The organism is Archangium violaceum (genome assembly GCF_016887565.1).
GTDB lineage: Bacteria > Myxococcota > Myxococcia > Myxococcales > Myxococcaceae > Archangium > Archangium violaceum_B.
This window is the reverse complement of record NZ_CP069396.1, coordinates 6,091,447-6,117,883: the sequence shown is the minus strand read 5'-3', so window position 1 is coordinate 6,117,883 and position 26,437 is coordinate 6,091,447. Positions and strand designations below refer to the sequence as shown.

Sequence of the window (26,437 nt, the reverse complement as noted above, 5' to 3'; positions counted from 1 at the left end):
CTGGAGGTGGTGCACGCCTGGCGCGCTCCCGCCGAGGCCCCCGCCCCCAAGCCCGCCCCGGCTCCCGTCGCGACTCCCGCGCCGCGTGCCCCCGAGGCCCCCGCGGCGCGCACCGCCCCCGCCTCCGCCACCGAGCGCCAGATCCAGGCCCTGCTGGTGGAGTTGATGGCCGAGGCCGTGGGCCAGCCGGCCGCGAACATCGACGCGCGCCAGCCCTTCGTCCACTACGGGTTGGACTCGGTGGCCAGCGTGCGGCTGGTCGGCGATCTGGAGTCGAAGCTGGGCCGCAAGCTGTCCGCCACCCTCGTCTGGGAACACCCCAACATCGAGGCCCTCGCGCGCCACCTGGCCGAGGGACAGCCACAGTCCCAGGCAACGGCGACGGCACCCCGGGAGCAGCCCTCCCAGGCCGAGCCCATCGCCATCGTGGGCATGGGCTGCCGCTTCCCCGGCGCCGAGGGACTCGATGCCTTCTGGAAGCTGCTGTCCGAGGGCGTGGATGCCATCCGCGAGGTGCCTGGCGACCGCTGGGACGTGAACGCGTACTACGATCCGGATCCCACCGCGCCCGGGAAGATGAACACGCGCTGGGGCGGCTTCCTCGACGGGCTGGATCGCTTCGACCGGACCTTCTTCGGCATCTCCCCCCGCGAGGCGGCGCGCATGGACCCGCAGCAGCGGCTGCTGCTGGAGGTCGCCTGGGAGGCCCTGGAGGACGCGGGGCTCGTGCCCGAGAAGCTGGCGCGCACGCCCACCGGCGTCTTCGTGGGCATCTCGCACAGCGATTACGGCGTCAAGCAGCTGGCCCAGACGGAGCTGGCGGATGCGTACGCGGGCACCGGCAACGCCCTGAGCATCGCCGCCAACCGGCTCTCGTACCTGTTGGATCTGAAGGGCCCGAGCCTCGCGGTGGACACCGCGTGCTCCTCCTCGCTGGTGGCCCTGCACCTGGCCTGCCGCAGCCTGCGCTCGGGTGAGTCCACCCTCGCGCTGGTGGCGGGCGCCAACGTGCTGCTGTCGCCGGAGCTCACCGTCAACTTCAGCAAGGCCGGCTTCATGGCCCCGGATGGGCGCTGCAAGCCCTTCGACGCGAGCGCCAACGGCTACGTGCGCAGCGAGGGCGTGGGCCTGATCGTCCTCAAGCCGCTCTCCCAGGCGAAGGCGGATGGCAACCGCATCTACGCCGTCATCCGCGGCAGCGCCGTCAACCAGGACGGACGCTCCAACGGGCTCACCGCTCCCAACCGTCAGGCGCAGGAGGCCGTGCTGCGCGAGGCCTACCGCGACGCGGGCGTGCTCCCCGCCCAGGTGAGCTACACCGAGGCCCACGGCACCGGTACGTCGCTGGGTGACCCGATTGAAGCCATGGCGCTGGGCACGGTGCTCACCGAGGGGCGCGCGCCGGGCAGCAAGTGCGCGATCGGCTCGCTGAAGAGCAACGTCGGCCACATGGAGGCGGCGGCGGGCATCGGCGGCATCATCAAGACGGCGCTGAGCCTGCAACGCGGCGCCCTCCCGCCCACGCTGCACTACCGCTCGCCCAACCCGCACATCCCCTTCTCCGAGCTGCCGCTGCGCGTGGTGCACGGCTCGCTCGAGCCGTGGCCCGAGGCGCAGATGGGCATCGCCGTGGCCGGGGTGAGCTCCTTCGGCTTCGGCGGCACCAACGCGCACGTGGTGCTTGCAAGCGCTCCCAAGTTCAGCGGCTCGCGGCGTGGCGGTCCGGGTGGTGGCGGAGGCGGTCGTGGCACGGGCCGGGCGAAGCTGCTGCCCGTGTCGGCACGCAACCCCGACGCGTTGAAGGCGCTGGCCGCGCGCTACCTGGAGGCCGTGGAGCGCGAGGGCGCGGAGCCCGAGCGGCTGGAGGAGATCTTCGCCGGGGCCGCCCTGCACCGCAGCCACCACGCGCACCGTCTGACCGTGCGGGCGAGCACCGCCGAGGAGCTGGCGGATGGCCTGCGCACCTTCCTCGAGGGCCAGGCCCGGCCCGGCGTGCACTCCGGCCACGCCGGCTCGCGGCCCAAGGTGGCCTTCGTCTTCAGTGGCCAGGGCCCTCAGTGGTGGGCCATGGGCCGCGGACTGCTCGCCCATGAGCCCGTCTTCCGCCAGGTGGTGGAGCAGTGTGACGAGCTGCTGCTGCCCCTCGCCGGCTGGTCCCTGCTGGACGTGCTGAACGCGGACGAGGACGCCTCGCTCCTGACGCAGACCGAGTACGCCCAACCGGCCCTCTTCGCCCTGCAGGTGGGACTGGTCGCGCTGTGGCGCTCGCTGGGTGTGGAGCCGGATGCCGTCGTCGGTCACAGCATCGGCGAGGTCGCCGCGGCCCACGTGGCTGGAGCCCTCACGCTCCCCCAGGCCATCCACCTCGTGTACCACCGCGGCCTCCTCATGCAGAGCGCCACCGGCCTGGGGAAGATGGCGCTGGTGGAGCTGCCTCCACAGCAGGTCTCCCCGCTGCTCAGGGGCTACGAGGACCGGCTGTCGCTCGCCGCTCACAACGGCCCCTCGTCCTCGGTGATCTCCGGTGAGACCGCCGCCCTTCAGGAGGTGCTGGAGGAGCTCGCCCGGCGCCAGGTGCCCACGCGGCTGCTGCCCGTGGACTACGCCTTCCACAGCCCTCAGCTGGAGGAGCTCCAGCCCGAGCTGGCCTATGAGCTGGAGGAGCTCCAGCCCGAGCGCACCTCGGTGACGATGGTGTCCACGGCGCTCGGCCGGCCTCTGACGGGCCTGGAGCTGGGCGGCCACTACTGGGCCGGACAGATGCGCATGCCGGTGCTCTTCGCCCCCGCGATCGAGCACCTGGCCGACAACGGCCACACGCTCTTCCTCGAGGTGGGCCCGCATCCGGTGCTCGCGGTGGACATCCAGCAGGTGCTGCGCGCCCGCGGCCGCGAGGGCCTCGTGCTGCCCTCGCTCCGGCGCAAGGAAGACGACCACGGCGTGCTGCTCGCCTCGCTGGGAGCGCTCTACTGCCAGGGCCTGGAGGTGCAGTGGAGCGCACTCCATCCGGAAGGCGCTCCCATCGAGTCCCTGCCTACCTATCCCTGGCAGCGCGAGCGCTGTTGGGTGGACGTGGCCCGCCCGGCCACCTCACTTCGACCCGCATCTCTGGAGGGGCCTCCGGCCGAATGGTTGTTCGAAATGGGGTGGGAACCCGCTGCGCGAACACCCTCCGGGCTCCCTCCCGGAGGATGGCTGGTGCTGGCCGACGCCCAGGGCGTGGGCGAGGCGCTCGCCGAGCAGCTGCGCTCCCGGGGCGCTCACGTCACCCTCGCCTCCCGCTCCTCCCTCACCCCGGGTGACTCCGAGGCCGTGGCGCGTCTGGTGCACCAGGCCCGTGCTCCTCTCGGGGATGCGCCCCTCCACGTCGCCTGGCTCGGGAGTCTGGATGCACTGGTGACTCCCCAGTCCTCCCCGGACGAGCTGCGCGCCGCCCTCTCCCTGTGCGGCGAGTCCGTGGTTCACCTGCTCCAGTCCCTCTCTCGCGTCGAGGGCATTGGCCGCCTCTGGCTGGTGACTCGCGGCGCCCAGGCCGCTGGCGCTTCCGTGCACGAGGCCGCCCTGGCCCAGTCCACCCTCTGGGGCCTCAGCCGTACCCTCGCCTCCGAGCTTCCCGAGCGCTGGGGCGGCATGGTCGACCTCGAGCCCGGTGTGCCCGCTCGCGAGTCCGCCTCTCAGCTCGTCTCCGCTCTCGCCCTCGGCGGTCGCGAGGACCAGGTCGCCTCGCGCCGCGGTCAGCTCCTGGTGGCCCGCCTCCTGCCCCGTCCCGAGCTGGCCGCCGCTTCGTCCACGCTCGAGCTGCGCGCTGGCGGCGCCTACCTCGTCACCGGCGGCCTCGGCGGCCTGGGCCTGCGCGTGGCGCGCTGGCTCGTCTCCCATGGCGCCCGCCGTCTCGTCCTCATGGGCCGCTCGGCCCTTCCTCCTCGCTCCCAGTGGAAGCAGCTTCCCGCTGACTCCTCCCAGGCCCTCCAGGTGCGTGCCGTGCGGGAGCTGGAGTCCCTCGGCGCCACTGTGCAGCTGGCCTCCGTCGACGTGGCCGATGAGGCCTCCCTCTCCTCCTGGCTCCAGCAGTACCGCGACGAGGAGCACCCCTCCCTCGTCGGCGTCGTGCACGCCGCCGGTGTCCTCGGCTCCGAGGACGAGCCCCTTCTGCACCTGCAGGGCTCCTCGCTTCAGTCCGTCCTGCGCCCCAAGGCCCTCGGCGCCTGGCTTCTGCACCGCCTGTTGGGTGAGAGCCTCGAGCTCTTCGTCTTCTTCTCCTCCTCCTCTTCCCTCCTCGGCACTCCCGGCCAGGGCCACTACTCGGCCGCCAACTCCTTCCTGGATGCCCTGGCCCATGCTCGCCGCTCCCGCGGCCTGCCCGCTCTGAGCCTCGACTACGGCGCCTTCGCCGAGGCCGGCATGGCCGCCCGGGGCAACCAGGGTGCCCGTCTCGCTCAGCGCGGTATGCGCGGCATGTCCCCCGAGCGCGCCTTCTCCGCCCTCGTCCCCCTCCTCTCCTCCGGCCTTCCCCAGGCCGCCGTCATGGACGTGGACTGGCCCCTGCTGCGCGCCCTGCTCGAGACTCGCGGCGAGCAGCCCTTCCTCTCCAGACTCTCCCGTCCCCTCTCCCCTGGTGCCGCCGCTTCGCCAGCCTCCCCGTCCCGGGTCGAGCTGCCGCTGGAGCCCACCGCCCGCCGCGCCCACCTGGAGGACTGGCTGCACGCACAGGCCGCCACCGTGTTGGGCATGACCCCCCAGGCCCTCCCTCCGGAGCAGCCCCTGAGCAGCCTGGGCTTCGACTCCATCATGTCCATCGAGCTGCGCAACCGGGTGCAGTCGCACCTGGGGCTCAGCATCCCCCTCACCGCCCTGGTGCAGGGACCCAGCGTCTCTCAGCTCCTGGCCCAGGTGCTGTCGCTCCTTCCCGAGCCCCAGCCCGAGCAGGCCACTCCGCTCGCGCCGCCTTCCTCGCAGCCGCCGCTGGTGCCCCTGCCGCCAGAGGCCCAGACGGTGCTCTCCTTCGGCCAGGAGCGGCTGTGGTTCCTCCACCAGCTCGAGCCCGACACCGCCTTCCACAACATCCCCGCCGCCCTGCGGTTGAGCGGCCAGCTCCATGTCCAGGCCCTGGAGCGCAGCCTCCTGGAGGTCCAGCACCGTCACTCCGTCCTGCGGACCATCTTCCGCACCGACGCCCAGGGCACTCCCCGTCCCCTCGTCTCCTCCGACGTGGTGCCTCTCTCCCACGTCGACCTGAGCGCCCTGCCCCCCGCCGAGCGTGAGCAGCGGGCCCTCCAGCTCGCTTCCGAGGCGGCCCGCAGCCCCTTCGCCCTGGAGAAGGGCCCGCTGGTCCGCTCCAGCCTGCTGCGCCTGTCCGACTCCGAGCACGTGCTCCTCTTCACCATGCACCACACCGTCTCCGACGGTTGGTCGCTGGGCGTGCTCGTGCGCGAGGTGGCCTCCCTCTACGCGGCCTACGCCCAGGGCAAGCCCTCGCCCCTTCCCGAGCTGCCGGTCCAGTACGCGGACTTCGCCGCCTGGCAGCGCCAGTGGCTCCAGGGTGAGGCCCTCCAGTCCCAGCTCGACTACTGGCGCCAGCAGCTCTCCGGCGCCCCCGCCCTGCTCGAGCTGCCCACCGACAGGCCTCGTCCCCCCGAGCAGACCTACCGCGGCGCCCAGCACTCCCTCGTGCTCGGGCCGGAGCTCGCCCGCGCCGTCCACTCGCTGGCTCGCGCCGAGGGCGTCACGCCCTTCATGGTGCTGCTGGCTTCCTTCCAGCTCCTGCTCGCCCGCCACTCCGGGCAGCTCGACCTGTGCATCGGCACTCCCATCGCCGGCCGCACCCGCCCCGAGGTCGATGGCCTCATCGGCTTCTTCCTCAACAACCTCGTCATCCGCACCCAGCTCTCGCCCCAGATCTCCTTCCGCGAGCTGCTGGCCCAGGTGCGCCAGGTCTCCCTCGGCGCCTACGCCCACCAGGACGTCCCCTTCGAGAAGCTCGTCGAGGAGCTGCAGCCCACCCGCAGCCTCAGCTACTCGCCCCTCTTCCAGGTCATGTTCATCCTCCGGCAGGATCCGCTCCCCAGCGTGTCCCTGCCGGGGCTCTCCCTGCGCTCCCTGGAGGCCGATACCCAGGGCTCCCAGTTCGACCTCACCCTGTCCCTGGTCGAGGACGAGCGCGGCCTGTCCGGTTGGCTCGAGTACAACACCGACCTCTTCGACGCCTCCACCATCGCGCGCCTCGCGGGCCACTACCGCACCCTGCTCCAGGCCGCCACCGTCCACCCCGAGCAGCACGCCTTCGCCCTCCCCCTGCTCACCCCCGAGGAGCGCCGCCAGCTCCTCGTCGAGTGGAACGACACCCGCCGCGACTACGCGCAGGCTTGCGTCCACGAGCTCTTCGAGGCCCAGGTCCAGCGCACCCCGGACGCCGTCGCCCTCTCCTTCGAGAATGAGTCCCTCACCTACCGCGAGCTCGCCGCTCGCTCGCGCCAGCTCGCCTGGCACTTGCGCTCGCTGGGCGTTGGCCCTGATTCGCGCGTAGGCGTCTGCGCCGAGCGCTCCGTCGACATGGTCGTGGCCCTGCTCGGCGTGCTCCAGGCTGGCGGCGCCTACGTCCCCCTCGACCCGTCCTATCCCCACGACCGTCTGGCCTACATGCTCGAGGACTCGCGCGCCCGCGTGCTCCTCACCCAGCGCCACCTGACCGGCAGTGTGCCCTCCCAGGGTGTCCGCTCCGTCTTCATCGAGGAGCTCACGCCCTCCGCCGCCCACGCCGAGGCTCCTCCTCCCAGCGGCGCCCACCCGGACAACGTCGCCTACACCATCTACACCTCCGGCTCCACGGGCCGGCCCAAGGGCGTCATGGTGCCTCACCGCACCGTCGCCAACTTCTTCACCGGCATGGACGAGCGCCTGGGCACCGCGCCCGGCTCCTGGCTCGCCGTCACCAGCATCTCCTTCGACATCTCCGTCCTGGAGTTGATGTGGACGCTCTGCCGTGGCTTCCGCGTGGTGCTGCGCGGCGAGCGTGAGTCCGTCTCCGCCGCCCTCTCCGCTTCCACCGGGTCCACCACCGCCAGCGCTTCCACGGCCTCCAGCGGCAGCGGGCGCTCGCGGCCCCTGGCCTTCAGCCTCTTCTACTTCGCCGACGACTCCGAGCAGCAGGGCGACCGCTACCGCCTGCTCATGGAGGGTGCCCGCTTCGCCGACACCCACGGCTTCCAGGCCGTCTGGACTCCCGAGCGCCACTTCCACGCCTTCGGCGGCCTCTACCCCAACCCCTCCGTCGTCAGCGCCGCCATCGCCGCCATCACCCAGCGCGTCCAGCTGCGCGCCGGCAGCGTCGTCCTTCCCCTCCACCACCCCGTCCGCGTCGCCGAGGAGTGGGCCCTCGTCGACAACATCTCCCGCGGCCGCGTCGGCCTCTCCTTCGCCTCCGGCTGGCACGCCGACGACTTCGTCTTCGCCCCCGAGCGCTTCGAGCGCCGCCGCGAGCTGCTCATGGAGGGCATGGACTCCGTCCGCCGCCTCTGGCGCGGAGAGACCCTCACCTTCCCCGGTGGCCAGGGCCAGCCCGTCCAGGTTCGCCTGCGCCCTCCTCCCATCCAGCCCGAGCTACCCGTCTGGCTCACCGCCGCCGGCAACCCCGAGACCTTCAAGGCCGCCGGCCGCGCAGGCGCCTTCCTCCTCACCCACCTGCTCGGCCAGACCATGCCCGAGCTCGAGCGCAAGATCGCCCTCTATCGAGAGGCGTGGCGCCAGGCCGGCCACCCCGGCGAGGGTCATGTCACCCTCATGCTCCACACCTTCATCCACGAGGATGAGAGCCGTGTGCGCGGCATCGTCGAGGTCCCCTTCCGCAACTACCTGCGCAGCTCCGCCGACCTCATGCGCGGCCTGGGCCAGAGCCTCGGCCTCGATGTCTCCGCCCTGAGCGCCGCCGACCTCGACATGCTCTCGGCCCGCGCCTTCGAGCGCTACTTCGAGACCAGCGGCCTGTTCGGCTCTCCTCGCGCCGTGCGCGAGAAGGTGGAGCACCTGCGCCAGGTGGGCGTCGACGAGGTGGGCTGCCTCATCGACTTCGGCATCGCCACCGACACCGTCCTGGACAGCCTCCCTTTCCTCGACGCCGTCCGCCAGCGCAGCGAGCACGATTACGCCCGCTCCCGCCACTCCTCCGGCACCTCCCTGAGCGTCCCCGCTCAGCTGCGCCAGCAGTCCATCACCCACCTGCAGTGCACGCCGTCCTTCGCTCGCGCCCTCGCGCTCGACCCCCAGGGCCTGGAGGCCCTCTCCACCCTCCAGCGGCTCATGGTGGGCGGTGAGGCCCTGCCCGAGGCCCTCGCCTCGCAGCTGCGTCAGGCCGTGCCCGACGGGCTGATGAACATGTACGGCCCCACCGAGACCACCATCTGGTCCTCCACCCATAAGGTGGGCCCCCAGCCCGGTCCGGTGCCCATCGGCACGCCCATCGCCAACACCGCCCTCTACGTCCTCGACTCCTGGCTGCAGCCCCAGCCCGTGGGCGTCGCCGGCGAGCTCTTCATCGGCGGCACCGGCGTGGTGCGCGGCTACCTCGAGCGCCCCGAGCTGAGCGCCGAGCGCTTCATCCCCGACCCCTTCTGGCCCGAGCCTGGCGCCCGCATGTACCGCACCGGCGACCTGGCCCGCTGGCGCGCCGATGGCACCGTCGAGTTCCTCGGCCGCATGGATCACCAGGTGAAGGTGCGCGGCTTCCGCATCGAGCTGGGGGAAATCGAAGCGGCGCTCGGCCAGCACCCCTCGGTGCAGGCCGGTGTGGTGGTGGCTCGCGAGGACGGCTCCGGCGACAAGCGGCTGGTGGCCTACGTCGTCGCCAGGCCCGAGCAGCAGGTGGAGGTGGCCGAGCTGCGCGCCCTCGTGCAGCAGCGGCTGCCCGAGTACATGGTGCCCTCGGCCTTCATGGTGCTGCCCGCCCTGCCCCTCACCCCCAACGGCAAGGTGGACAGGAAGGCCCTGCCCGAGCCCGACGCGGCCCGCCCCAAGCTGGAGGTGGCCTACGTCGCGCCTCGCACGCCCGTGGAGGAGCTGCTCGCGCAACTGTGGAGCGGCCTGCTGGGTGTCGAGCGCGTGGGCATCCACGACGACTTCTTCGAGCTGGGCGGACACTCCCTCATGGCCACCCAGGTGCTCGCGCGCCTGCGCGGGGCCCTGCAGGTGGAACTGCCCCTGCGCACCATGTTCGAGGCCGCCACCGTGGCCAAGCTGGCCGCCCGCGTGGAGGCCGTCCGCGGTGAGTCCAGCCCGAAGTCCTCTCCGCTCATCCCGCTGCCGCGCAAGGGCGAGGTGCTCCCGCTCTCCTTCGGACAGGAGCGCCTGTGGTTCCTCCACCAGCTCGAGCCCGACAACCCCTTCTACAACGTCCCCGCCGCCCTGCGGCTGTCGGGACAGCTGGACATGCGGTCCCTCGAGAGTGCCATGGAGGCGCTCCAGCGCCGGCACGAGGTGCTGCGCATCACCTTCCGCACCGATGAGCAGGGCGCTCCCCAGCCGGTGCTGGCCGCGGACCGCCCCCTGGCCACCCTGAGCCACGTGGACCTGAGCCACCTGCCCGCCGAGCAACGCGAGCAGCAGGTGCTGCGGCTGGCCACCGAGGAATCCCGCCGCATCTTCGACCTGGAGCGGGACTCCCTCTTCCGCTGCCTGGTGGTCCGGCTGAGCGACACCGAGCACGTGCTGCTGCCCACCATGCATCACACCGTCTCCGACGGCTGGTCGTTGGGCGTGCTGCTGCGTGACATCGCCGCGCTCTACGAGTCCTTCCGCCAGGGCAAGCCCTCGCCCCTGCCGGAGCTGGCGGTGCAGTACGCGGACTTCGCCGCCTGGCAGCGCCAGTGGCTCCAGGGCCAGGTGCTCCAGTCGCAGCTCGACTACTGGCGCCAGCAGCTCACCGGCGCCCCGGAGCTGCTCGAGCTTCCCACCGACAGGCCCCGTCCCCCCGAGCAGACCTACCGCGGCGCCCTGCAGGCCGTGCCGCTGTCTCCCGAGCTGACCCGCGCGGTCCACGAGCTCTGCCGCCGCGAGGGCGTCACGCCCTTCATGGTGCTGCTGGCCACCTTCCAGCTGCTGCTCAGCCGCTACTCCGGCCAGCTCGACCTCACCGTCGGCACCCCCATCGCCGGCCGCAATCGCCCGGAGCTCGAAGGCCTCATCGGCTTCTTCGTCAACACCCTGGTCATGCGCACCCAGCTCTCGCCCCAGCTCTCCTTCCGCGAGCTGCTGGCCCGCGTGCGCGAGGTGGCCCTTGGCGCCTACGCCCACCAGGACGTCCCCTTCGAGAAGCTCGTCGAGGAGCTCAAGCCGGCTCGCAGCCTCAGCCACTCGCCCCTCTTCCAGGTCATGTTCGTCCTGCAGCAGGACCCCCTGCCCACCGTGTCGCTGCCCGGGCTGGTTCTGCAACAGATGCAGGTCGACAGCCGCACCTCCCAGTTCGACCTCACCCTCTCCCTCATGGAAGAGGCGCACGGGCTCAACGGCTGGCTCGAGTACAACACCGACCTCTTCGACTCCTCCACCGCCTCCCGTCTGGCCGAGCACTACCGCCTCCTCCTGGAGGCCGTCGTCGCCCACCCCGAGCACACGCTCGGCACGTTGCCGCTGCTCACGGCCCAGGAGCGCCAGCAGTTGCTGGTGGATTGGAACTCCACCCTCACGCCCGACTCTCCCCTTCACGCCTGCGTCCACGAGCTCTTCGAGGCCCAGGCCGAGCGCCGCCCAGACGCCATCGCCGCCTCGTGCGAGGGCCAGTCCCTCACCTACCGTGAGCTGAACCAGCGCTCCAACCGCGTCGCCCATCGGCTCATCTCCGAGGGCGTTGCCTTGGAGGGTGTGGTGGCCCTGCTCGCCGAGCGTGGCCTGGACTTCCTCTCCGCCCTCTTCGGCACCTTCAAGTCCGGTGGCGCCTACATGCCCCTGGACGTGCACCATCCTCCCCAGCGCATGGCCCAGGTGCTCCAGCAGAGCCGCGCTGGCCACGTCCTGGTCGCAGAGGCCATGCGGCCCGCCCTGGCCGCGGCACTGGACAAGCTCCCCGCCGAGCAGCGCCCCCGCGTGCTCGTGCTCGAGCAGGTGCTCGCCTCCACCGGCCCCGACGCCAATCCGCCCCGCCGCACCGGCCCCGAGCACATGGCCTATGTGCTCTTCACCTCCGGCTCCACCGGCCTGCCCAAGGGCGCCATGCTCGAGCACAAGGGCATGCTCAACCACTCCTGGGCCTTCATCCGCGCCATGGGCATCACCGAGCGCGACACGGTGGCCCAGACCGCCTCCCAGTCCTTCGACATCTCCATCTGGCAGATGGTGACCGCCGCCCTCGTCGGCGGCCGCGTGCACGTGCTCTCCACCGAGCTGGTGCAGAGTGGTGCCCGCCTGCTACGCGCCATCCAGGACGAGAAGCTCTCCATCGTCCAGCTCGTGCCCTCGCTCATCCGCGTGCTGCTGGAAGAGGGTGACTCGCTCGGTGCCCAGAGGCCGGCGCTCTCCTCCCTGCGCTGGATGGTGCCCACCGGAGAGGCCCTGCCGCCCGAGGTGTGCCGCCACTGGCTGGAGTCCTACCCCTCCGTCCCGCTGATCAACGCCTACGGCCCCACCGAGTGCTCCGACGACGTCACCCTCTGCGTGCTTCGTCAGCCTCCCTCTTCCGTCAACGTTCCCATCGGCAAGCCCCTGGACAACCTGCGCGTCTACGTCCTCGACGCCTCGTTGCAGCCCGTCCCCGTCGGCGTTGCTGGTGAGCTGTGCATCGGCGGTCTCGGCGTCGGCCGCGGCTACCTGCGCGACCCCTCTCGTACCGCCGAGGTCTTCCTCCCAGACCCCTTCTCCTCCCAGCCCGGCGCTCGCCTCTACCGCACCGGCGACCTGGTGCGCTGGCTGGCCGACGGCAACATCGAGTACCTCGGCCGCATCGACCATCAGGTCAAGGTGCGCGGCTTCCGCATCGAGCTGGGTGAGATCGAATCCGTGCTCGTGCAGCACCCCGCCCTCAAGCAGGCCGTGGTGCTGGCTCGCGAGGACTCCCCGGGCCACAAGCGCCTGGTGGCCTACGGCGTCCCCAAGCCGGGCCAGACCGTCGATACCGAGGACGTGCGTCGCTTCGTCCGCGAGCGTCTCCCCGAGTACATGGTGCCCTCGGCCCTCCTGGTGCTCGAGGCCATGCCCCTCACTCCCGTCGGCAAGGTGGACCGCAAGGCCCTCCCCGCCCCGGAGCGCACGGCCGAGCAGGACACCTACGTCGCGCCTCGTACGTCCGTGGAGCAGCGGCTCGCCGCCATCTGGCAGCAGGTGCTGCGCGTGGAGCGCGTCGGCCTGCACGACGGGTTCTTCGACCTGGGTGGCGACTCCATCCTCAGCCTGCAGATCGTCGCGAGGGCGCGCCGCGCGGGGCTGCACCTCACGCCCAAGCACCTCTTCCAGCACCAGACGCTGGCCGAGCTGGCCTCCGCCGTCTCAGAGAGCCAGGGTGTACTCGCCGAGCAGGGCCCCGTCTCTGGCCCCGTGCCCCTCACGCCCATCCAGCACTGGCTGATGGAGCTGGAGCTGCCGCGTCCCGGTCACTTCAACCAGGCCGTGCTGCTCCAGGCCCGCGAGGCCGTGGATGCCTCCATGCTCGAGAAGGCCCTCCAGCACGTGGTGGACCATCACGACGCGCTGCGCATGAGCTTCGTGCGCGGCGAGTCCGGCGCGTGGCTGCAGGAGAACCTGGCACTCGGCCCCACCGTGTCGCTCGTGCGCGTGGACCTCTCCTCCACCTCCGACGCTGAGCTGCCCGCGGCCCTGGAGGCCGAGGCCACCCGCGTCCAGGCCAGCATCGACCTGGGCACGCCGCCCCTTCTGCGCGCTGCTCTCTTCGACCTCGGCGCCCAGCGCCCGGCACGGCTGCTGCTCGCCGTCCACCACCTGGTGATGGATGGCGTCTCCTGGCGCGTGCTCCTGGAGGACCTGGACACCGCCTACACCCAGTTGCGCCGTGGCCAGCCGGTGGGCCTGCCTCCCAAGTCCACCTCGTTCAAGGCCTGGGCCGAGCGCCTGGTCGAGTACTCCCGCTCCGAGGCCCTCTCCGCCGAGCGGCCCTACTGGCTCGCGGAGAGCCGCCAGGGCCTGGCTCCGCTGCCCACCGACAAGGCCTCGGGTCCCAACACCGTGGCCTCGGCGCGGACCGTCTCCGTGTCGCTCGACGCCGAGGAGACCCGGCTGCTCCTGCAGCAGGTGCCCGCGGCCTACCGCGCTCACATCAACGACGTGCTGCTGGCGGCCCTGCAACAGACCCTGGCGCCGTGGAGCGGTCAGTCCCGCGTGCTGGTGGACCTCGAGGGCCATGGCCGCGAGGAGGAGCTCGTCGACGGCGTGGACCTGTCGCGCACGGTGGGCTGGTTCACCGCGCTCTACCCGGTGCTGCTGGAGGCGCCTGTGAAGGCCTCGGCCGCCGAGGCCGTGCGCGCGGTGCGCCGCACGCTGCGCCAGGTGCCCCAGCGCGGCGTGGGCTACGGCCTGCTGCGCTACCTGCGCGGGGATGAGACCTCGCGGAGCCTGCGCGCCCTGCCCCAGGCTCCCGTCCGCTTCAACTACTTCGGCCAGTTCGACGCCGTGGCCTCCGAGAGCGCTCCCTTCGGCCCGGCCCGCGAGTCCCCTGGCGCCACCCAGAGCGAGCAGGGTCCGCGCTCCTATGTCCTGGAGATCGACGGGCTCGTGCTCGAGGGCCGCCTGGAGCTGAAGTGGACCTACAGCGACAACCTCCACGAGCACGCCACCATCGAGCGGCTCGCCACCACCACGCGCGACGTGCTGCGCGCCCTCATCGCCGGCCGCTCCGCGCCCGAGGCCTCGCGCCCCATCGCCGCCGACTTCCCCCTGGCGCGCATCGATGAGGACACCCTCGAATCCTTGATGCGGCTCGAGCCGGCCATCGAGGACCTCTACCCGCTGTCCCCGCTGCAGCAGGGTCTGCTCTTCCACGCGGTGCTCGCCCCCAGCTCGGGCGTCTACGTGGAACAGCTCACCTGGTCCATCCACTCGCCGCTGGACCTGGGCGCCATGCGCCGCGCCTGGGAGCAGGCCGTGCAGCGCCACCCCATCCTCCGCACCGCCTTCTTCTGGGAGGGCCTGCCGCAGCCCCTGCAACTGGTCCGCCCGCGCGTGGAGCTGCCCTGGCAGGAGCTGGACTGGCGCCACCTGACGGCCGAGCAGCAGGAAGCCCAGCTCGAGGCGCTGCTGCGCGAGGATCGCACCCGCGGCTTCGAGCTCACCCGCGCGCCGCTCATGCGGCTCACCTGCATCCAGCTCGGGGAGAACGCCTGCCGGTTCCTCTGGACCTTCCACCACCTGCTGCTGGATGGCTGGGCCGTGGCCATCCTCCTCAAGGAGCTGTTCTCGCTCTACGAGGCCACCCGCGTCGGCCAGCCGCCGCACCTGGAGCCCAGCCCCGCCTACAGCGAGTACATCGCCTGGCTGCGGCGCCAGGACGCGTCGAGCTCGGAGTCCTTCTGGCGTAGCACCCTGGCGGGATTCTCCACGCCCACGCCGCTCCCGGCCGACCTCGCGCCCAAGCGCATCGGCGCGGCCGTGCACCAGGTGCGCGAGAGCGAGCTGTCGCTGTCCGCCTCCACCACCGCGGCGCTGCAGGCCTTCGCCCGCCAGCATCAGCTCACCCTCAGCACGCTGTCCCAGGCCGCCTGGGCGCTCGTCCTGTGGCGCTACAGCGGCGAGCAGGACGTCGTCTTCGGCACCACCGTCTCCGGCCGTCCGCCGGCCCTCCCCGGCATCGAGTCCATGGTGGGCCTCTTCATCAACTCGCTGCCGGTGCGCGTGCAGGTGCGTCCCGACGCCGCCGTGGTGCCCTGGTTGCAGCGACTCCAGGCCTGGCAGCTCGAGCTGCGCCAGCACGAGCACAGCCCCCTCGTCCAGGTGCAGTCCTGGAGCGAGGTGTCCCGCGGCTCGCCCCTCTTCGAGAGTCTGATCGTCTTCGAGAACTACCCGATCGACTCCTCCGTCCAGCAGGGATCCAACCGGCTCGAAGTGCGCGACGTGCGCATGCTCGAGCAGACGAACTACCCGCTCACCGCCACCCTGCTACCCGGTGACGGGCTGCGCCTGCGGCTCACCTTCGACACCGAGCGCTTCGACACGGATGGCATCGCGCGGCTGCTGGGGCACTGGCGTACCGCCCTGGAGGGTCTGGCTTCTGGCACCGCTCAGCGCCTGGGCGAGCTGCCCCTGCTCACCGACTCCGAGCGTCACCAGCTCCTGGTGCAGTGGAATGACACTCGCGCCGACTTCCCCCGCGAGCTGTGCGTCCACCACCTGCTGGAGGCCCAGGCCTCTCGCAACCCCGAGGCCCTCGCCGTCGTCTCCCAGGACGTGCGTCTGTCGTTTGGCGAGTTGGAGCGCCGCTCCAACCAGCTCGCCTTCCACCTGCGCTCGCTGGGTGTCGGCCCAGACTCCCTCGTCGGCCTCTTCCTCGAGCGCAACGCCGACCTGGTCGTCGGCCTGCTCGGCATCCTCAAGGCCGGCGCCGCCTACGTCCCTCTCGACCCCGCCTACCCCGCCCAGCGTCTGTCCTTCATGCTCGAGGACAGCCGCGCCAAGGCCCTCGTCACTCACTCCTCCCTGGCCGGCCGTCTCTCTCACTCCGCCGCCACCGTCTGCCTCGACACCCAGGCCGATGCCCTCTCCCGTTTGCCTTCGGGGCGTGTCGACTCCGGCGTCCTGGCCGACCACCTGGCCTACGTCATCTACACCTCCGGCTCCACCGGCCGGCCCAAGGGCGTGCTCGTCGAGCACCGCGGCGTCCTCAACTACCTGACGTGGGCCCTCCAGGCCTACGCCGTGGAAGGTGGCACCGGCTCCCCCGTCCACTCCTCCGTCTCCTTCGACCTCACCGTCACCAGCCTCCTGGCTCCCCTGGCCGCCGGCAGGCCCGTAGTGCTGGTGCCCGAAGACGAGAAACTCGAAGGCCTGGTGCACACGCTGCGCTCCGGGGCTGACTTCAGCCTCGTCAAGCTCACCCCCACTCACCTCTCCATGCTGGCCCAGCAGCTCCAGCCTCACGAGGCCGCTGGCCGCACCCGCTCCTTCGTCATCGGCGGCGAGGCCCTGAGTGCCGAGAGCATCGCCTTCTGGCGCCAGTACGCTCCCAACACCCGCCTCATCAACGAGTACGGCCCCACCGAGACGGTGGTGGGCTGCTGCATCCACGAGGTGGCTCCGGACGACCCCTCCGTCGGCAACGTCCTCATCGGCCGGCCCATCTCCAACACCACCCTGCACGTGTTGGGCGAAGACCTGCGCCTGACGCCCGTGGGCGCCGTGGGCGAGCTCTACATCGGCGGTGCTGGCGTGGCCCGCGGCTACCTGGCCCGCCCCGAGCTCACCGCCGAGCGCTTCATCCCCGACCCCTTCAGCTCCGAGCCCGGTGCCCGCATGTACCGCACCGGCGACCGCGTGCGCCGTCTGCCCGACGGCCGCCTGGACTTCCTGGGCCGCATGGACTCCCAGGTGAAGGTGCGCGGCTTCCGCATCGAGCTGGGTGAAATCGAGACGGCGCTGCTGCAGCTCGAGTCCGTGCGCGAGGCCGTGGTGGTGGTGCGCCAGGACAGGCCCGGCCAGTCCCGCCTGGTGGGCTACGTCCTGCCCAAGCCGGGCCAGACGCTGGAGGCCACCTCGCTGCGCTCGGCGCTGCGGCAGGGGCTGCCCGAGCACATGGTGCCCTCGGCCATCGTCGTCATGGAGTCCTTCCCCCTGTCTCCCAACGGCAAGGTGGACCGCAAGGCCCTCCCCGCTCCGGAGCACACGGTCAACGAGGACACCTACGTCGCGCCTCGCTCGCCCGTGGAGCAGCGGCTCGCCGCCCTCTGGCAGCAGGTGCTGCGCGTGGAGCGCGTGGGCCTGCACGATGACTTCTTCGCCCTGGGCGGAGACTCCATCCTCAGCCTGCAGATCGTCGCGCGCGCTCGACAGGCCGGCCTGCACATCACGCCCAAGCAGCTCTTCGAGCACCCCACCCTGGCCGAGCTGGCTTCCGCCATCTCCGAGGGTCAGGGCGTGATCGCCGAGCAGGGCCCCGTCTCCGGTCCCGTGCCCCTCACTCCCATCCAGCACTGGATGACGGAGCTGGAGCTGCCGCGTCCCGGTCACTTCAATCAGGCCGTGATGCTCCAGGCCCGCGAGGCCGTGGATGCCGCCCTGCTCGAGAAGGCGCTCCAACTGGTCGTGGACCACCACGACGCGCTGCGCATGAGCCTCGTGCGTGGCGAGTCCGGCGCGTGGCTACAAGAGAATCTGCCACTCGGCCCCACGGCCTCGCTCGTGCGCGTGGATCTCTCCTCCACCTCCGACGCCGAGCTGCCCGCGGCCCTGGAGGCCGAGGCCACCCGAGTCCAGACCCGCCTCGACCTGAGCACGCCGCCCCTGCTGCGCGCCGCCCTCTTCGACCTCGGCGCCCAGCGTCCGGCACGCCTGCTGGTCGTGGTGCACCACCTGGTGGTGGACGGCGTCTCCTGGCGCGTGCTGCTGGAAGACCTCGCGACCACCTACGCCCAGTTGCGCCGTGGCCAGCCGGTGGGCCTGCCTCCCAAGTCCACCTCGTTCAAGGCCTGGGCCGAGCGTCTGGTCGAGTACGCCCGCTCCGAGTCCTTCGCCCAGGAGTCCTCCTGGTGGCTGGACCAGCCCATGCGGGCCACCGTCCTGCCTCAGGACAAGGCCACGGGGGAGAACACCTCCGGCTCGGCGCGCACCGTCACCGTGTCGCTCGACGCCGAGGAGACCCGGCTGCTCCTGCAGCAGGTCCCCGCGAGCTACCGCGCGCACATCAATGACGTGCTGCTGGCCACGCTCGTCCAGGCGCTCGCGCCGTGGACGGGCCAGCCGCGCCTGCTGGTGGACCTGGAAGGCCACGGCCGCGAGGATCTCTTCGACGGCGTGGACCTGTCGCGCACGGTGGGCTGGTTCACCTCGCTCTACCCGGTGATGTTGGAGGTGCCCGCTTCCGCCTCGCCCGCCGAGGCCGTGCGCTCGGTGCGCCGCACCCTGCGTCAGGTGCCCCAGCGCGGCATCGGCTACGGCCTGCTGCGCTACCTGCGCGGGGATGAGACCTCGCGAAAGCTGCGCACGCGGCCCCAGGCCCCGGTGGCCTTCAACTACCTCGGCCAGTTCGACGCGGTGGCTCCGGCGGACTCCGCCTTCGCTCCCGCCTCGGAGTCCACCGGCCCCGCACGCGACCCGCGCAGCCACCGGCCCCACCAGTTGGAAGTGGAGAGCATGGTGCTCGGGGGCCGCCTCGAGTTCCAGTGGCTCTACAGCGACAACCTCCACGAGCGCTCCACCGTGGAGACGCTCGCCCGCCGTCACCTGGAGGCCCTGCGCGCCCTCATCGCCGCTCGTAACGTCCCCGAGGCCTCGCGCCCCATCGCCGCCGACTTCCCCCTGGCCCGCCTCGAGGACTCCGCTCTCGAGCGCCTGCTTCAGACGGACTCGGACCTCGAGGATCTCTATCCGCTCTCCCACGTGCAGCAAGGCATGCTCTTCCATGCCCTGCTCGCTCCGTCCTCGGGCGTCTACGTCGAGCAGCTCACCTGGTCCATCCACTCTCCGCTGGACCTGGGTGCCCTGCGCCGCGCGTGGGAGCAGCTCATCCAGCGCCACGCCGTGCTGCGCACCTCCTTCCTCTGGGAAGGCCTAGCCCGGCCGCTCCAGGTGGTCCGCTCGCGCGTGGCCACCCCCTGGCAGGAGCTGGACTGGCGTCACCTGCCCGCCGAGCAGCAGCAGACCCGCTTCGAGTCCCTGCTGAGTGAGGACCGCTCCCGCGGCTTCGACTTCACCCAGGCTCCGCTCACGCGGCTGGTGCTCATCCGTACCTCCGACGCCTCCTTCCGCATCGTCTGGACCCACCACCACCTGCTGCTGGATGGCTGGAGCGTCGCGGTGCTCCTCAAGGAGCTCTTCGGCTTCTACGAGGCCACGCTCCAGGGCCACCCGGCCCGCCTGGAGCCGGCTCCCGCCTGGCGCGACTACATCGCCTGGTTGCAGCGTCAGGACGTGGCCGCCATCGAGCCCTTCTGGCGCCGCACCCTGACGGGCTTCTCCGCTCCCACGCCCCTGCCCGCGCAGGTGGCCGGGACGCGCGTGGGCGCCACCGTCTCGCGCGTGGGAGAGAAGACGATTCAGCTCTCCGCGTCCGCCACCACGGCGCTGCAGGCCTTCGCTCGCCAGCACCAGCTCACCCTCAACACCCTGGCACAGGCCGCCTGGGCACTCGTCCTCTCGCGCTACAGCGGCGAGCAGGATGTCGTCTTCGGCACCACCGTCTCCGGCCGTCCGCCGGCGCTCTCCGGTATCGAGACCATGGTGGGCCTCTTCATCAACACCCTGCCCGTGCGCGTGGAGGTGAAGCCCGAGGCCGCCGTGGTGCCCTGGCTGCAGCGGCTCCAGCAATGGCAGCTCGAGCTGCGTCAGCACGAGCACAGCCCCCTGGCCCAGGTGCAGTCCTGGAGCGAAGTGCCTCGTGGCATTCCTCTCTTCGAGAGCCTGCTCGTCTTCGACAACTACCCGGTGGACACCTCCGTCCAACAGGGAGCCAGCCAGCTCGACGTGCGCGAGGCGCACATGTTCGAGCAGACCAACTACGCGCTCTCCATGGCGGTGATGCCGGCCGCCTCGGCGGGGCTGGTGCTGCGCCTGGCGTATGACGTCGAGCGCTACGACGAGGCTCTGGCCGCACAGGTGCTCGGCCACTTCCGCGCGGCCTTCGAGGGACTCGCCGCCAGCACCACCCGCAACCTGGGCAGCCTCGCCCTGCTCTCGGGCGAGGAGCGCCACCGGCTGCTGGTGGAGTGGAACGCCACCCAGGTCGACCTCCCGCGCGAGCACTGCCTGCACGAGCGCATCGAGGCCCAGGCCGCCCTCACGCCCGACGCCCTCGCGGTACTCGCCAGCGACGGCCAGCTCTCCTTCTCCGAGCTCAACCGCCGCGCCAACCGCCTGGCCCATGCGCTGCGCTCGCGCGGCGTCGGCCCGGAGGTGCGCGTCGGCCTGTGCCTCGGCCGCTCCCTGGACATGGTCGTCGGCGTGCTCGCCATCCTCAAGGCTGGCGGCGCCTACGTCCCGCTCGATCCCGCCTACCCCACCCAGCGACTGGCCTACATGCTCGAGGACAGCCGCTCCCGCTGGGTCCTCACGCGTCAGTCGTTCGCGGACCGGCTCGGCTCCTCCGTCCCCGCACTCTTCGTCGACGAGCTCCTCGCCGCGCCCTCCTCGCCGGCCGAGGAGTCCAACCCGCCTCACCTCACCGTCCCGGGCAACCTCGCCTACGTCATCTACACCTCGGGCTCCACCGGTCTGCCCAAGGGCGTCATGGTGCAGCACGCCTCGGTGATGAACCTGCTGGGCGCCCTGCGTCGCACCGTCTACGCCGGTGTGCACACGCCCCTGCGGGTGAGCGTCAACGCCCCGGTGTCCTTCGACGCCTCCGTCAAGCAACTCATCCAGCTGGCCGACGGCCACGCCCTGTGCGTGGTGCCCGAGTCGGCTCGCGAAGACGTGACGGAGATGGTGCGCTACGTGCGCCAGCAGCAGGTGGACGTGCTCGACTGCACGCCTTCCCTCCTGCGGCTGCTGGTGGACGAGGGCCTGGGTGACACGAGCCCGGTGCGCGTGCTGGTGGGCGGCGAGGCCGTGGACTCCGCCCTCTGGGACACGCTCTCCACGCATCCCCGCCTGAATGTCTTCAACGTGTACGGCCCCACCGAGTGCACGGTGGACGTCACGGCCAAGGCCATCCGTGCGGCTCACGGGCGTCCCACGCTCGGCGGACCTCTGGCCAACATGCAGGCCTACGTGTTGGACACGCGCCTGCAACCGGTGCCCCTGGGTGCCCCCGGTGAGCTGTTCGTCGGTGGCTCCGGTGTCTCCCGCGGCTACCTGGAGCGTCCGGCCCTCACCGCCGAGCGCTTCATCCCCGACTCCTTCAGCGGCGTACCGGGTGCCCGCCTCTACCGCACCGGCGACGTGGTGCGCTGGATGCCCGACGGGCAGCTGGAGTACCTGGGCCGCGCCGACGGCCAGGTGAAGTTGCGCGGCTTCCGCATCGAGCTGGGCGAGCTGGAGTCCGTACTGGGCCAGCACCCCTCGGTGCGTCAGGCCGTGGCCGTGGTGCGCCGCGAGGCCGACAGTGGCCCCGAGCGTCTGGTGGCCTACGTCGTGGCCCACGAGGGCCACACGGTGGAGGTGGCCGAGCTGCGCGGCTTCCTCTCCGAGCGGCTGCCGGCGTACATGGTCCCCGCCGTCCTCATGCCGCTGGAGGCACTGCCCCTCACCGTCAACGGCAAGGTGGACAAGCGGGCCCTGCCCGCCCCGGAGCGCTCCGCCGACGAGGGCGTCTACGTCGCTCCTCGCACTCCCGTGGAGCAGCGTCTGGCCTCCCTCTGGCAGCAGGTGCTGCGCGTGGAGCGCGTCGGCCTGCATGACGACTTCTTCGCCCTCGGCGGCGACTCCATCCTCAGCCTGCAGATCGTCGCGCGGGCGCGGCAGGTAGGGCTGCACCTCACGCCCAAGCAGCTCTTCGAGCACCCCACCCTGGCCGAGCTGGCCACGGCCGTCACCGAGGGCCAGGGCGTGCTCGCCGAGCAGGGCCCCGTCTCCGGCACCGTGCCCCTCACCGCCATCCAGCGCCGCATGCTGGAGCAGCAGCCCCTCGCGCCGCACCACTACAACCAGGCCGTGCTGCTGGAGGTGCGGGTGGCGATGGAGCCCTCGCTGCTGGAGCAGGCGCTGCGCCACGTCGTGGAGCACCACGACGCGCTGCGCATGCGCTTCGTGCGCGGCGAGTCCGGCGCTTGGACGCAGGAGAACCTGCCTCCGGGGCCCACCCCCTCGCTCATCCAGGTGGACCTGTCCGCCACGCCTGACTCCGAGCTGTCCGCGGCCATCGACGCTGAGGCCACCCGCATCCAGGCCAGCCTGGACCTGGGCACGCCTCCGCTGCTGCGCGCCGCTCTCATCCACCTCGGGCCCCAGCGCCCGGCGCGCCTGCTGCTCGTGGCCCACCACCTGGTGGTCGACGGCGTCTCCTGGCGCGTGCTCCTGGAGGACCTCGAGACCGCCTGGCAGCAGCTGCGCCTCGGCCAGTCCGTGAGCCTCCCGTCCAAGTCCACCTCGTTCAAGGCCTGGGCCGAGCGCGTGGTGGAGTACGCCCGCTCCGAGTCCCTCTCCACCGAGCTGCCCTACTGGCTCGCCGAGACACGCCAGGGCGTGGCGCCGCTGCCCACCGACAAGGCCTCGGGCTCCAACACCGTGGCCTCGGCTCGCACTGTCACCGTGTCGCTCGACCCCGAGGAGACCCGGCTGCTGCTCCAGGATGTGCCCGTCGCCTACCGGGCCCACATCAACGACGTGCTGCTCACCGCCCTCCAGCAGACCCTGGCTCCGTGGAGCGGTCAGTCCCGCCTGCTGGTGGACCTCGAGGGCCATGGCCGCGAGGACCTCTTCGAGAACGTGGACCTGTCGCGCACGGTGGGCTGGTTCACCACTCTCTATCCGGTGATGCTGGAGGTGCCCGCCTCCGCGTCTCCCGCCGAGGCCGTGCGCTCGGTGCGCCGCACCCTGCGTCAGGTGCCCCAGCGCGGCATCGGCTACGGCCTGCTGCGCTACCTGCGCGAGGACGAGGCCTCGCGGCGGTTGCGCGAGCAGCCCCAGGCTCCGGTGGTCTTCAACTACCTCGGCCAGTTCGACGCCGTGGCGGCCCAGCGCACCGCGTTCGCCCCGGCCTCCGAGCCCACGGGCGCCTCCCAGAGCGCCGAGTCCCCCCGCAACCACCTGCTGGAGGTCAGCGGCATGGTGCTCGGTGGCCGCCTCGAGTTCCAGTGGACCTACAGTGACAACCTCCACGAGCGCTCCACCATCGAGCGGCTCGCCCTCTCGTCACTCGAGGCCCTGCGAGCCCTCATCGCCGCTCGTCATGCCTCCGAGGCCTCGCGCCCCATCGCCGCCGACTTCCCCCTGGCCCGTATCGAGGACTCCGCTCTCGAGCGCCTGCTCCAGACGGGCTCGGACCTCGAGGACCTCTACCCGCTCTCCCACGTGCAGCAAGGCATGCTCTTCCATGCCCTGCTCGCTCCGGCCTCCGGCGTCTACGTCGAGCAGCTCACCTGGTCCATCCACTCTCCGCTGGACCTCGCGGCCCTGCATCGCGCCTGGGAGCAGCTCATCCAGCGCCACGCCGTGCTGCGCACCTCCTTCCTCTGGGAAGGCCTGCCCCAGCCCCTCCAGGTGGTCCGCACCCAGGCGACCGCTCCCTGGCAGGAGCTCGACTGGCGCCACCTGTCCGCCGAGCAGCAGCAGTCCGGCTTCCAGACCCTGCTGAGCGAGGACCGTGCCCGCGGCTTCGATCTCACTCGCGCACCGCTCATGCGGCTGGTGCTCATCCGCACCTCCGACTCCTCCCTGCGCATCCTCTGGAGCCACCACCACCTGCTGCTGGATGGCTGGAGCGTCGCGGTGCTCCTCAAGGAACTCTTCGCCCTCTACGAGGCCACGCTCCAGGGCCGTCCGGCCCAACTGGAGCCCGCGCCCTCGTGGCGTGATTACATCGCCTGGTTGCAGCGTCAGGACGTGGCCGCCATCGAGCCCTTCTGGCGCCGCACCCTGACGGGCTTCTCCACGCCCACCACCCTGCCGGCTCAAGTGGCGGGCGCCCATGTCGGCTCCACCGTCACTCGCGTGGGGGAGAGGACGATCCATCTCTCCACCTCCGCCACCGCGGCGCTGCAGGCCTTCGCTCGCCAGCACCAGCTCACCCTCAACACCCTGGCACAGGCAGCATGGGCACTCGTCCTGTGGCGCTACAGCGGCGAGCAGGATGTGGTCTTCGGCACCACCGTCTCCGGCCGTCCGCCGGCCCTCTCCGGCATCGAGTCCATGGTGGGCCTCTTCATCAACACCCTGCCGGTGCGCGCGCACCTGTCGCCCCAGGCCGAGCTGCTCCCCTGGCTGCGCCAACTCCAGTCCTGGCAGCTCGAGCTGCGCCAGCACGAGCACAGCCCCCTCGTCCAGGTGCAGTCCTGGAGCGAGGTGCCTCGCGGCATTCCTCTCTTCGAGAGCCTGCTCGTCTTCGAGAACTACCCCATCGACTCCTCCATCCAGCAGAGCGCCGGTCGCCTCGAGGTACGTGAGGCCCGCACGCTGGAGCAGACGAGCTATCCGCTCACCGCCTGCGCCACTCCTGGCGACGCCTTCGAGCTGCGGCTGACGTGGGATGCCGAGCGCTTCGACGCCGACGGCATCGCTCGGCTACTGGCGCACTGGCGCACCGCGCTCGAAGGCCTGGCCGCTGGCACCGCCCAGCGCCTGGGCGAGCTGCCCCTGCTCACCGACTCCGAGCGCCACCAGCTCCTGGTGCAGTGGAACGACACTCGCGCCGACTTCCCCCGCGAGCTGTGCGTCCACCACCTGCTGGAGGCCCAGGCCTCTCGCAACCCCGAGGCCCTCGCCGTCGTCTCCCAGGACGTGCGCCTCTCCTTCGCTGAGCTCGAGCGCCGTTCCAACCAGCTCGCCTTCCACCTGCGCTCGCTGGGTGTCGGCCCAGACTCCCTCGTCGGCCTCTTCCTCGAGCGCAACGCCGACCTGGTCGTCGGCCTGCTCGGCATCCTCAAGGCCGGCGCCGCCTACGTCCCTCTCGACCCCGCCTACCCCGCCCAGCGTCTGTCCTTCATGCTCGAGGACAGCCGCGCCAAGGCCCTCGTCACTCACTCCTCCCTGGCCGGCCGTCTCTCTCACTCCGCCGCCACCGTCTGCCTCGACACCCAGGCCGATGCCCTCTCCCGTTTGCCTTCGGGGCGTGTCGACTCCGGCGTCCTGGCCGACCACCTGGCCTACGTCATCTACACCTCCGGCTCCACCGGCCGGCCCAAGGGCGTGCTCGTCGAGCACCGCGGCGTCCTCAACTACCTGACGTGGGCCCTCCAGGCCTACGCCGTGGAAGGTGGCACCGGCTCCCCCGTCCACTCCTCCGTCTCCTTCGACCTCACCGTCACCAGCCTCCTGGCTCCCCTGGCCGCCGGCAGGCCCGTAGTGCTGGTGCCCGAAGACGAGAAACTCGAAGGCCTGGTGCACACGCTGCGCTCCGGGGCTGACTTCAGCCTCGTCAAGCTCACCCCCACTCACCTCTCCATGCTGGCCCAGCAGCTCCAGCCTCACGAGGCCGCTGGCCGCACCCGCTCCTTCGTCATCGGCGGCGAGGCCCTGAGTGCCGAGAGCATCGCCTTCTGGCGCCAGTACGCTCCCAACACCCGCCTCATCAACGAGTACGGCCCCACCGAGACGGTGGTGGGCTGCTGCATCCACGAGGTGGCTCCGGACGACCCCTCCGTCGGCAACGTCCTCATCGGCCGGCCCATCTCCAACACCACCCTGCACGTGTTGGGCGAAGACCTGCGCCTGACGCCCGTGGGCGCCGTGGGCGAGCTCTACATCGGCGGTGCTGGCGTGGCCCGCGGCTACCTGGCCCGCCCCGAGCTCACCGCCGAGCGCTTCATCCCCGACCCCTTCAGCTCCGAGCCCGGTGCCCGCATGTACCGCACCGGCGACCGCGTGCGCCGTCTGCCCGACGGCCGCCTGGACTTCCTGGGCCGCATGGACTCCCAGGTGAAGGTGCGCGGCTTCCGCATCGAGCTGGGTGAAATCGAGACGGCGCTGCTGCAGCTCGAGTCCGTGCGCGAGGCCGTGGTGGTGGTGCGCCAGGACAGGCCCGGCCAGTCCCGCCTGGTGGGCTACGTCCTGCCCAAGCCCGACCAGGTGCTGGACGCGGCCCTGCTGCAACAGTCACTGCGGCAGGGGCTGCCCGAGCACATGGTGCCCTCGGCCATCGTCGTCATGGAGTCCTTCCCCCTGTCTCCCAACGGCAAGGTGGACCGCAAGGCCCTTCCCGCTCCCGAGATGCCCCAGGTCGCGTTCGTCGAGCCGACCACGGAGCTGGAACGCTCGCTGGCGAAGATGTGGCGGGAGCTGCTGGGTGTGGAGCGGGTGGGCCGCGATGAGCGCTTCTTCGAGCTCGGCGGCAACTCCCTCACCATCGTCCAGCTCCAGGGCCGGCTGCGCACCGAGCTGGGCCTGCAGGTGGCCCTGACGGATCTCTTCCAGTACCCGACGATCGGCTCGTTGGCCGAGCACCTCACGAGCCAGCAGTCGGGGCCGGATCGGGTGGAGCAGAGCCAGCAGCGTGGCGAGAGCCGGCGGCAGCAGAGGGCGCAGGGTCGTGGCCGGGCCCGGCGCTCCGCCGGCACGAGAGACGACTCCGACGAGTCCGAGGATTGACTCGAAACCGTTGTCTGGGAATGGCGCTGGACGGCAGCTCACGCACCGTCCGTCCAGCGCCAGGACAGGCTGCTTGCCGAGCTGGGTTCCAGGTAGCACTCCCAGTCCGCTTCCAGTACCC

At 71.5% G+C, this 26,437-nt stretch carries 1 protein-coding gene (cut by a window edge); it reads left to right on the top strand.

The genetic code is table 11. From position 1 onward, the window contains the following. Window positions 1-26,316, top strand: partial view of a non-ribosomal peptide synthase/polyketide synthase gene (locus tag JRI60_RS24645; protein ID WP_204228333.1) — the 3' portion only. It extends 1,713 nt beyond the left edge of the window; only the last 26,316 of its 28,029 coding nucleotides appear in the window; the start codon falls outside the window, past its left edge; it ends in the stop codon at window positions 26,314-26,316. Window positions 26,317-26,437 lie beyond the last annotated feature (121 nt).